Here is a 10,765-nt window from a genome sequence, read left to right on the forward strand (position 1 = left end):
TGTATGGAAGGTCCGGGCCTTGGACGGCCCGGTGAAAAGTCAGGCAGCCTCAGACTGCGCCGCGATCTCGGCCTCAAAGGCCCATGCCAGCCAAGGCAGCATCGCCTCGATATCCGAGGTCTCAACCGTGCCGCCGCACCAGATGCGCAAACCCGCAGGCGCGTCGCGATAGGCTCCGATGTCCAGCGCGATGTTCTCGGCCTCGAGCCGCTTGGCCACGGCCTTGGCGAAGGTCGCACCGTCCTGAATGCGCGCGTCCGTGAATTTCAGGCACACGGACGTGTTCGACTGCGTCGCAGCGTCCTCGGCCAGATTGGCGATCCAGTCATTCTGGTCGCAGAACGCATGAACCGCACCGGCATTGGCATCGGCACGGGCGATCAGGCCTTGCAGACCACCGACCGAACGCGCCCAATCCAGTGCGAACAGGTAATCTTCGACAGCCAGCATCGAGGGCGTGTTGATTGTTGCACCAGTGAAAATACCCTCGATCAGCTTGCCGCCTTTGGTCAGGCGGAAAATCTTGGGCAGAGGCCATGCAGGCGTGTAGCTTTCCAACCGTTCCACCGCGCGGGGCGACAGGATCAGCATGCCATGGGCCGCTTCTCCGCCCAGCACTTTCTGCCAGCTGAACGTGGTCACATCCAATTTGTCCCAAGGCAGGTCCATCGCAAAAGCTGCCGATGTCGCGTCACAGATCGTCAGACCATGACGGTCATCCGCGATCCAGTCGCCATTGGGAACCCGAACGCCCGAAGTGGTGCCGTTCCACGTGAACACAACATCATTGGTGAAATCGATGGATGCCAGATCCACGATCTGACCGTAATCCGCGGTTTTGACCTCGGCATCGATCTTTAACTGCTTGACCACGTCGGTGACCCAACCAGAGCCAAAGCTTTCCCATGCCAGCATCTCGACCTTGCGTTCGCCCAGCAGCGACCACAGGGCCATCTCAACCGCGCCGGTGTCCGAGGCGGGAACGATGCCGATTTTGTAGTCTGCCGGAATACCCAGCACTTCGCGCGTACCCTCGATCGCAGCCTTCAGCTTGTCCTTGCCGACAGCTGCACGGTGCGACCGGCCCAGCGCGGCATCGGCCAGTTTGGTCAGATCAAATGTGGGGGGTTTGGCACAGGGGCCAGAGGAAAAACGCGGATTCGCCGGCCGCGTTGCCGGTTGTTGAATACTCATCTGTATTACCCTTCCAGATACACGCCCCTCGTTGGGGAGGGGTGTCCCACAGACAGAGCTATTGCCTGGAAATACGCTCAGCAAGCGGAAAAGACGCATCGGGTGCCAAAAACGACACCCGATTCTGTGCGTATCTGGAACGTGAGTTTCCTATCCGCTTCAAGAAGCGAAGCGGACGGTCTCTCCGGTCTCAAGCGCTTCTTGCGCGGCCAACCCCATCTTCACGGCCCAAAGACCATCCTGCAGAGTCACTTCGGGTCGGGCTTTTTCGCCCCGCAAAACTTCCAGGAACCCCTGATGCTGATAGAAGGTCGAACCGTTGTGATCCCCGGCAGCCAGCAGGCGCGGATCGACCGGGATATCCTTGGTGATCGGCCCTTTGGGATCACGCGGGCTGACGATCACCTGTGGCACCGGCGGTTCGCCCAGATGCTCTGGCCAAAAGCGCCCCGGCCCCGGCACCAAAGCTTCGATCTTGGCATCCGGACCTACGGCCGAGATTTCCTCTTGATACCGCGACCCTTCGGCGAACATGCACAGCTCCAGCATCGCGCGCGCGCCCGAGGCGAAATCGACAATGACAAAACCGTGGTCGAGGATGTCTGGCGTCTCGCCCTCATAAGCCTCGTCCAGATGGTTCACCGCCTGCCCGCCACTTGCAGAGACGCGAACCGGGTCAGATTGCAGGATCAGGCGCATTAGGTCGAAGAAATGGCAGCATTTCTCGACAAAGGTGCCCCCGGTGTTGCGGTTGAACCGATTCCAGTTCCCGACCTTTTCCAGAAACGGGAAACGATGCTCGCGGATTGACAGCATCCTGACGCCGCCTGTGGCCTGCGCCTCGGATATCAACGCGGCGATGGGCGGCATATAGCGGTATTCCATCGCGACCCAGATCGGATGCGGATAGTCGCGCAGAAGTTCTTCGAGCCGCGTCGCATCGGCGGGATCTGTGAAAAGTGGTTTTTCGACCAGCAGCGGCAAAGGGCGCGTCCGGGCAATTTCTTCAATCTGATCGACGTGCAGATGATTGGGGCTGACAATGACGACACAATCCAGGTCTTCTACCGCCAGCAACTCAGACACTGAGGACACCATCATGGCGTCCGGCGCGATCTGCTGTGCGACCTTGGCCATCTCGGCGTCGGGTTCAAAAATCGCTGAAACGCGCGTGTCGTCCAGCAGGGCAATATTGTGCAGATGTTCCTGCCCCATCATACCGCATCCGATCAGCCCGTAGTGAATGGTCCGGGTCATGCGCAGTTCCTTCTACTTCAGTCGTTGGACATAGGTGGCCCGATCCGGGTCGAACCATGTTTTTGAGAACTCAACGGGTTCAGGTCGTTCCGACCAGCTGAACCGTTCGATGTAGCCAACCGTTTCTCCGGCTGGCTTGGTGAATTCGGGCGGCGTCCAGTCCGGCAAGGCCCCGATTGCGACCCTGTCTTCGGCGCGTGTGATCCAGAAACCCAATTGATGCTGATAGTACCGATAAAGTGAGTCGGAGAGCAGGCTCTGATCGATCCGTCCGGCGGCATCATCAAGCCAGATTTCCTCGACCGCGATAATTGTGTCATTCAAATAACGCATTCGACGCACACGGGAACCGCTGTCTGACGCTCCAAAATCGGGCAGGTCGATTGGCTTTTTTACGTGGTCCACCGACAGAATATCCGCGCGCGGCAGGCCACCGCCTTCGGGCAGTTCCAGTCGGAACATCCCATAGACACTGTTCTGCGTTCCGGTCTCTCGGACATAGTTGCCCGAGCCCTGAATACGCTCCAGCATCCCCTTTTTCTCAAGCTCGGAGAGCGATTTTCGCAACGTCCCCACGGACACGTTCAGATCCGCTGCCAACTCCCGCTCGGGCGGCAGACGCTCGCCGGAAATCAGACGCCCGGCCGCGATGTCACGGATCAGCAACTCGGCGATCTGCACGTAAACCGGCAAGGCGTTCGGGTTTCGGTTGGCGGAGGACATCTTTGGGCGCTTCACTCAGTCGCAGGAAAAATTGATACACCATTGATCTATATCAATGTGATTGCTACGCAAGAGGAAAATCACAGCCGACCGGAGAGCGAATCAAATGACCATCGTCCCCATCACTTCCCCCGATCTGGACGCGGCTGAGGTTTCGTGGTTCGCGGCGCTGTGTTCGGACGATTATCAGTTTCTGGGCGTGCCCGACGGCAATCTGCGGTCCAGCTGGGACCACTGCTCGGGCATCGTGAAAGAGGCCGAGGCGCAAGGGTTTAGGAACATCCTGTGCCCATCCTCGTATCAGGTCGGTCAGGACACGCTGAGTTTTGTCGCGGGATGTGCGCCGATCACCGAAAAGATCAACATGCTGGCCGCCGTCCGCTGCGGCGAGATGCAGCCGATCATGCTGGCGCGCACCATTGCGACGCTGGACCACATGCTGAAAGGGCGGCTGACGGTCAACATCATCTCATCCGACTTCCCCGGTGAAAAAGCCGACAGCGCCTTCCGCTATCAGCGCTCGCGCGAAGTGGTTGAGATTCTGAAACAGGCCTGGACCCGGGATGAAATCAACCATGCGGGCGAGGTTTATAACTTCTCGGGCCTCACGACCGACCCGGCAAAACCGTATCAGACCGGCGGCCCGCTGCTTTACTTTGGCGGCTATTCCCCGTCCGCTTTGGACCTGTGTGGCGAGCATTGCGACGTCTACCTGATGTGGCCAGAGACCAAGGATCAACTGGCCGAACGGATGAAGGCCGTGCACGCGGTGGCCGAGAACTACAACCGGACGCTGGATTATGGTCTGCGCGTCCACATGATCGTTCGCGACACCGAGGTCGAGGCTCAGGAATACGCCGACTACATCGTCTCGAAGCTGGATGACGAATATGGCCGCGCCATCCGTGAGCGCGCTTTGGACTCGACCTCTCTGGGCGTCGCGCATCAGGCCAAGAACCGCGATCTGGCAGATGAATATGGCTATGTGGAACCGGGTCTCTGGACGGGCGTTGGTCGCGCGCGCTCGGGCTGTGGTGCCGCGCTGGTCGGGTCGACCGATCAGGTTATGTCCAAGATCGAAGAATATCAGAAGATGGGCATCCGCGCCTTCATCTTCTCGGGCTATCCGCACATGGACGAGGCCCGCCATTTCGGCAGCCGTGTTCTGCCGAACCTGAAAACCTGTTCCCTTCCCGAAGCTTACGGAAGGGTTCCCGCAAATACCCCGGCCACACCGCTGGGCAATGGAGTTCGTCGCTGATGCAACGTGTGAAACTTTCTGACTCGCTGGAAATGAGCCGCCTTGTCTATGGCATGTGGCGCCTGGGCGACGACACAGACACATCGGCGGCGCATGTCGAAGCTAAAATCCAGGCCTGTCTGGATCAGGGTATCACCACCTTCGATCAGGCCGACATCTATGGCGACTACAACGCGGAGGCCGTTCTGGGGGCTGCATTGCGGGAAAACCCCGCGCTGCGCCAGAAAATGGAGATCGTCACCAAATGCGATATCGTTGCCCCTTGCGGCCGGTATGCGCATGCGAAGGTCAAATACTACGACACCTCGCGGGCGCACATCCTGAAATCGGTCGAAACCTCTCTGTCCGAGATGGCGATCGACCACATTGACCTGCTGCTGATCCACCGTCCTGATCCGTTCATGGACCACCATGAAACCGGCGCTGCGCTGGACGAAGTGGTCGCAAGCGGTAAGGTGCGTGCGGTAGGTGTTTCCAATTTCCGCCCGTGGGACTGGAACCTGCTGCAATCTGCGATGAAGACACCTCTGGTCACCAACCAGATCGAGATTTCGCTGGGCGAGATCAGCCCCTTCACAAACGGCGATCTCGCCTTTCACCAGCAGCACGGCCACCCGCTGATGGCCTGGTCGCCGCTGGGCGGTGGGCTGTTGATGGCCGGAAATCCTCCGGTTGGATTGGTTGCGGATGAAATAGGCGAAGTGTTCGGTGTGGACCGCGCAGCCGTCGCGATTGCGTTCTTGCTGGCACATCCCGCAGGCATCCTGCCGGTTCTGGGCACCAACAATCTGGACCGCATCAAGCGCATTTCCGATGCGCTAAAAGTCAAATTGGATCGCGAGAGCTGGTTCCGCCTGTATGAGGCGGCGCTGGGGCAAGAGGTACCATGATGAATGCAATCTCAAAGGACATGACCCACACATTCGTCCCCCACAAGGACGACACCCGCACGTTACGCGACGCTTTCGGCCGCTTTGCCACCGGTGTGACCATCGTTACCTGCGACAGTGCCGACGGACCGATCTGCATCACGGCGAACAGTTTTTCCTCGCTGTCGCTGGATCCGCCGCTCATCATGTGGGCGGGCGACCGCAACTCGCGCCGGTTCCGCTATTTCCATGAGGCACGTCATTTTAGCGTCCATGTCCTGTCCGCTGAACAGGCCGAGCTGTGCTTTGGATGCTCGAAAGACGCGTATGCATTGAAAGAGATTTCGCACGACCGCTGCGAAAACGGAACGCCGCTACTGCCGGATTGTCTGGCGCGGTTTGAATGTGAACAGCACGCCTATCACGATGCAGGCGACCATGTCATTGTTGTTGGAAAGGTCCTGCGTGCCAGTATGGCGGACGGAGACGCATTGACCTTTTACGCCGGAAAGCTCGGCCAATTCGCGCATCAATAAGCGCGGGATAACTGTCGCGGGGAAAACCTGCGGCTGAAAAGGGAGGATCCGCATGGGCGGATTGACATCGGTGCTGGCACCGATCGCGTTTGTGAATGAAACCGTGCTGCGATTGGGCCGCGCGGTTGGTGTCGTTGCGATTGCGCTTATGGTGATCGCCATCCTGATTCAGGTGTTTTTCAGATACGTGCTCGGCAACGCATTGCCCTGGCCGGACGAGGCCGCGCGGTTCTGCATGCTGTGGATGACCGGCCTGATGGCCCCCACAGCCTTTCGGCGCGGCGGGTTTGTCGCCATCGACATGGTGCCCCTGATGCTGCCGCGCGCCGTTGGGCAGATCCTGAACATTCTGCTTTTGCTGGTATCCTTGGCCGTCCTTCTGGTCGCCGTGAACATTGGCTGGTCCGAAGTCACGGGCTTTGGCGGAAAGTTCGCCACTGCCGCGCTGTATCTTCCGACCTCTTTTGGATTTGACGAATGGTTCCGCATTCCGCGCAGTTGGATGATGGCCTCGTTGCTAGTCGGAGTGATCCTGCTGATTTCGGTGAATATCGAGCTGATCCTGCGCGCTTTCATAACGCTTTTGGGCGGCGGTCATCTGCTGCCCGATATTGCCGACGCACCGGTGGGGGCTGAATAAATGCTGATATGGTTCCTACCCACATTCCTGGTGTTCCTGCTGATCGGCCTGCCGGTCTTTTTCGCGTTGCTGGCAGCCCCCGGCATATTGCTGTGGCTGAACGGTCAAACAAACGACATCACGCTGCTGTATCGTAATGTCTATAACGGCATGGACAGCTTTCCCCTGATGGCGATCCCTTTCTTCATGCTGGCCGGAGAACTGATGAACCGGGGCGGCATCACCTTGCGGCTGGTTGAATTCAGCCAAGCGCTGATGGGGCATCTGCGCGGGGGGCTGGCGCATGTGAATGTTCTCAGTTCGATCCTGTTTGCGGGCCTGTCGGGTTCGGCTGTGGCCGACACATCGGCGCTGGGGTCGATGCTGATCCCGGCGATGGAGAAACAGGGATATACCCGTCGCTTCGCTGCCGCGATTACGGCGGCCAGTTCCGTGATCGGGCCGATCATCCCACCTTCGGGCATCATGATCATCTACGCCTATGTCATGGGCGAAAGCGTCGCGGCCCTGTTCCTAGCCGGTATCGTACCCGGCGTGATGGTCGGCGTTGGTCTGATGCTGATGATCAAGTTTATGGCGGACAAATACGACTTTCCGGTCGCTAGTCGAAAATACACTTGGGGCGAACGTCGTCAGGCCAGCCTCAAGGCGTTTTTCCCGCTCCTGACGCCTGTGATCATTCTGGGCGGTATTCTGGGCGGGATCTTTACCCCGACCGAGGCAGCCGCAGTTGCCGTGGGTTATGCCTTTATCATCGGGTTCTTTATCCTTCGGACGCTGACCCTGAAAGAGGTGCCGGAAATCCTCAGCAATGCGGGTCTGACTTCGGCCGTCGTCCTGCTTCTGGTCGGGGCCGCGATGGCGTTCAAAACGGTCGTCAGCCTTAGCCATGCGCCCGAGCAACTGGCTTCTCTGATCCTCAGCCTGTCTGAAAACCCGCTGATCCTGCTGTTCCTGATCAACCTGCTGCTGTTCATCGTCGGCATGTTCCTGGACGCTGGCCCCGCGATCATCATCCTTGGTCCGATCCTTGGCCCAATCTTCACCAGCCTTGGCGTAGACCCGATCCATTTCGCCATTATCATGAGCGTCAACCTGACGGTGGGTCTGGCGACGCCGCCGATGGGACTTGTCCTATTCGTGGCCGCCGCCGTGTCGCGCGAAAAGGTTGAAACCATTGCCAAGGCAATCCTGCCGTTCCTGGCTGTCGAAATCATCGTGATCTTCCTGATCACCTATGTCCCCGCACTATCCATGACGATCCCGAGGATAACGGGATTTGCCAACTAACTGAGTTCCATAGGGAGGAAACGCATGCTCAGATCTTTCATCAAAACCGCAGCGGTGGCCACGTCGCTGGTGGCCGCGTCCGCCATGGCCGCGACAGCCGCCGACTACACTCTGCGCGCGACTGCAAACTCGAATGAAAACGACGAGGACTATGACGGTCTGGTCGTCTTCAAAAACTATGTCGAGGCCGCATCGAACGGTGCGATCGAGGTTGAGCTGTTCATCGGTACGCAACTCTGCTCCAACGGGGCCGAGTGTCTGCAGGGTGTCGCGGACGGGACCATCGATATCTACATTTCGACCTCGGGCGGCGCTTCGGGCATCTTCCCCTACGTTCAGGTTCTGGACCTGCCCTACCTGATGGCCGACGACCGGATTGCCGAGCATGTCCTGTCAGGCGATTTCACCCGCACAATGCGCGATATGGCGCTGGAGGATTCCGGTGGAGCGATCCGTCTGATGACCATCGGCAACACCGGTGGCTGGCGCAACTTTGCCAACACGCAGCGCCGCATTGCCGAGCCTGCGGATATGGAAGGTCTGAAAATCCGCACCGTGGTTGCCGACCTGCCACAAGAATTGGTCAAGGCGCTGGGTGCCTCGCCCACCCCGATCCCGTGGCCCGAACTGTTCACCAGCTTCCAGACTGGTGTAGTCGAAGGGTCCAAGAACGGGATCACAGACATCATGGGCATGAAATTCCCTGATGCAGGTCTGCAATACGTCACACTGGATGGCCACGCCTACATGGGTGCGCTGTGGTGGATGAACAATGCCAAGTTCCAGGAGATGCCCGAGGACATGCGTCGCGTTGTTGTCGATGGGTTCTATGCCCTGCAGCAAGCCACATTTGCTTCGCCCAAACGCAAGTCGATCCAGGCGTATGAGGATTTCGTAGCTGGTGGCGGCGACCTTTATGTTCCGACTCCGGATCAGAAAGCCGCGTTCAAAGAGGCTGCAACGCCCGTTTATGACTGGTTCCAGTCCAACGTTGCCCGTGGTGATGAGATCTTTGTTGCTCTGACCGAGGCTGTGGCTGCGGCCGAGGCGGACGTTAACGCCTCGCGCGATGCGGACCTGAACTAAGCATAGTGGGTCGGGCCTAAAGGCCCGGCCCTTACCGAAACGGGTACATCCACCCTTTGTAGTCATTCACCAGAACATGCGCCCTTTCGATTTGCTCCGGCGACATTTTCTTGACCACTTCTTCAAGGCTGATCGCCGCGTCGGGATCGCCTCCAATCGCGCTGAGCGTGTACCACATATACGCCCTGACCAGATCGGGCGCAGGCATGCCCAGACCCAGCTCATAATACCAGCCGACACCGGATTGCGCCCCCGGGTGCCCCTTCATCGAGGCGCGCAGATACCACTCAAACGCCCGCTCATAGTCTTGATCGACCCCCAGCCCAAGTCCGTACATGACGCCGATCAGCTCTTCAGCCTCAGCATTTCCCGACCGGGCGGCTGGCATCAGTTCTTCACGCGCGGCTTTGAACTCTCCGGCCTCCATCATGTCGCGGGCTTGTTCCAACTCGGCCATCGCCGGAGTCGCAAGACAGCAAAGGGCAAATACAATCTGGCGCATGGGGCTACTTTCCTGTTGGCCGGAGCCGCCGCAGCGCAGGACTTGCCGCGCCCGCTGACGGATGATGATTTCTTCCCCTTTGATATGGACCAGGCCGCCATTGGTCATCAACTGTTTTACGACCCCATCCTGTCGGGCAATCAGAACATCAGCTGCGCCCATTGCCACCACCCGGACTTTGGCACTTCGGACGGTTTATCGCTTGGGATCGGCGAAGGCGGCCAAGGTCTGGGGCCGGACCGCACGCCTGGGGTTGGCGCAGACAAGATCCGCAAGCGTATCCCCCGCAATTCTCCGGGACTTTGGAACCTAGGGGCCAAGGAAATACACACGGTCTTCCACGATGGACGGCTGAGCATCTCGGACGTCTACGGCAACGGCTTCAACTCTCCGGCGCAGGAGTGGCTGCCCGAGGGATTGAACTCGCTCCTCGCCGCGCAGGCTCTGTTCCCGCTGACCTCGCAGTTCGAAATGGCCGGGAATGTGGCCGAAAACCAGGTTACCGGCGCAGTGCATGATCGTATCGACAAGGGATGGCCGATCCTGGCCAAACGCGTCCGCACCGATCCACGCTATGGTCCTGCCATTGTCGCCGCGTTTGATGAGGTCACGAAGACCGAAGACATCACGATCACCCAGATCGCCAACGCATTAGCTGCCTTCATGGCGGTCGAGTGGCGCAGCACCGACAGCCCGTTCGATCAATATCTCGCGGGAGACCCGAACGCGCTGTCCCCGATCCAAAAAGACGGGATGGAGTTGTTCTACGGCAAGGCCCGCTGTGTCACCTGCCATTCTGGCCCGTTGATGTCGGATCAGGGCTTTCACGCTTTGGCCGTTCCACCCTTTGGCCCCGGCCGCACCCGGCAATGGGATCCTTACGTGCGCGACGTCGGGCGCATGGGGGAAAGCGACAGGGTCGAGGATGCCTACCGCTTCCGCACTCCAATGCTGCGCAACGTGGCACTGACGGCCCCATATGGACATAACGGGGCCTTTCCGGATCTTGAGAGCATGATCCGTCACCACCTGAACCCTGCGGACAGTTTCGCAAACTGGACCCCTGAAATGGCGGCTTTGCCCAGTGTGCCTTGGTTGCAAAAGGCGGATTTCGTCGTCTGGCAGGATCAGCTTGAGATGCAGCGCGTGCGCAAAAAGATCGACATCGATCCGCTGGTATTGTCAGAGGCTGAAATTCAAAACCTCGTGGCGTTTTTGAACGCGCTTACGGGGGCCAGCGTGGACTCGCCGCCATTCGGCGTGCCCGAAGGCTTTGAACCTTAGGAAAAACCCCCGCTTTTCAGCGGGGGTTGTCGTTACTCAGCGGCTTCTTGGTATGCGTCCATTGGTGGGCATGTGCAGATTAGGTTTCTGTCGCCATATGCGTTGTCGACGCGGTTGACGGGG

The 10,765-nt window shown here is 59.1% G+C and carries 11 protein-coding genes; 7 read left to right on the forward strand and 4 right to left on the reverse strand.

What is annotated here, in order from left to right; genetic code table 11:
- Positions 1–39: 39 nt before the first annotated feature.
- The 3 genes from ACR0MV_RS18110 to ACR0MV_RS18120 all read right to left on the reverse strand — a co-directional run bounded on the left by ACR0MV_RS18110 (position 40) and on the right by ACR0MV_RS18120 (position 3,174).
- Positions 40–1,194 (reverse strand): phosphoserine transaminase, encoded by a 1,155-nt coding sequence (locus ACR0MV_RS18110; protein WP_480703150.1) that lies wholly within the window; start codon positions 1,192–1,194, stop codon positions 40–42.
- Between the two features lie 159 nt (positions 1,195–1,353).
- A complete protein-coding gene (locus ACR0MV_RS18115) occupies positions 1,354–2,451 on the reverse strand; it encodes a Gfo/Idh/MocA family protein (protein ID WP_480703151.1) in 1,098 nt (365 codons plus the stop codon).
- A 12-nt stretch (positions 2,452–2,463) separates the two neighbouring features.
- Positions 2,464–3,174 carry a GntR family transcriptional regulator gene (locus tag ACR0MV_RS18120; RefSeq protein WP_480703152.1) on the reverse strand — a complete coding sequence of 237 codons (711 nt, stop codon included), beginning with the start codon at positions 3,172–3,174 and terminating at the stop codon, positions 2,464–2,466.
- Positions 3,175–3,280: 106 nt separating this feature from the next.
- On the opposite strand from ACR0MV_RS18120, the gene ACR0MV_RS18125 reads away from it, so the two are divergent.
- From ACR0MV_RS18125 to ACR0MV_RS18150, 6 genes are read left to right on the forward strand one after another with little or no spacing between them, the layout of a single operon-like run.
- On the forward strand, positions 3,281–4,435 hold the full coding sequence (locus ACR0MV_RS18125) for an LLM class flavin-dependent oxidoreductase (protein WP_480703154.1): 1,155 nt from the start codon (positions 3,281–3,283) through the stop codon (positions 4,433–4,435).
- Positions 4,435–5,325, forward strand: a complete 891-nt coding sequence (locus ACR0MV_RS18130; protein ID WP_480703156.1) for an aldo/keto reductase — start codon at positions 4,435–4,437, stop codon at positions 5,323–5,325. Before ACR0MV_RS18125 ends, ACR0MV_RS18130 begins: the two co-directional genes overlap by 1 nt.
- Complete coding sequence (locus ACR0MV_RS18135) at positions 5,325–5,840, forward strand: flavin reductase family protein (RefSeq protein WP_170427698.1); 516 nt, start codon at positions 5,325–5,327, stop codon at positions 5,838–5,840. The genes ACR0MV_RS18130 and ACR0MV_RS18135 overlap by 1 nt, the downstream gene beginning before the upstream one ends.
- A 52-nt stretch (positions 5,841–5,892) precedes the next feature.
- On the forward strand, positions 5,893–6,480 hold the full coding sequence (locus ACR0MV_RS18140; protein WP_170467791.1) for a TRAP transporter small permease: 588 nt from the start codon (positions 5,893–5,895) through the stop codon (positions 6,478–6,480).
- Positions 6,481–7,770 (forward strand): TRAP transporter large permease, encoded by a 1,290-nt coding sequence (locus tag ACR0MV_RS18145; protein ID WP_480703158.1) that lies wholly within the window; start codon positions 6,481–6,483, stop codon positions 7,768–7,770.
- Between the two features lie 24 nt (positions 7,771–7,794).
- Positions 7,795–8,856 carry a TRAP transporter substrate-binding protein gene (locus ACR0MV_RS18150; RefSeq protein WP_170427707.1) on the forward strand — a complete coding sequence of 354 codons (1,062 nt, stop codon included), beginning with the start codon at positions 7,795–7,797 and terminating at the stop codon, positions 8,854–8,856.
- A 31-nt stretch (positions 8,857–8,887) separates the two neighbouring features.
- Here ACR0MV_RS18150 and ACR0MV_RS18155 read toward each other — a convergent pair whose 3' ends face one another.
- A complete protein-coding gene (locus ACR0MV_RS18155) occupies positions 8,888–9,358 on the reverse strand; it encodes a tetratricopeptide repeat protein (protein ID WP_170427710.1) in 471 nt (156 codons plus the stop codon).
- A gap of 15 nt (positions 9,359–9,373) precedes the next feature.
- Between ACR0MV_RS18155 and ACR0MV_RS18160 the strand changes: the two genes are divergently transcribed.
- Positions 9,374–10,642, forward strand: a complete 1,269-nt coding sequence (locus tag ACR0MV_RS18160) for a cytochrome-c peroxidase (protein WP_480703159.1) — start codon at positions 9,374–9,376, stop codon at positions 10,640–10,642.
- The last annotated feature ends 123 nt before the right edge of the window (positions 10,643–10,765 follow it).

The organism is Ruegeria sp. BC3 (genome assembly GCF_056539265.1).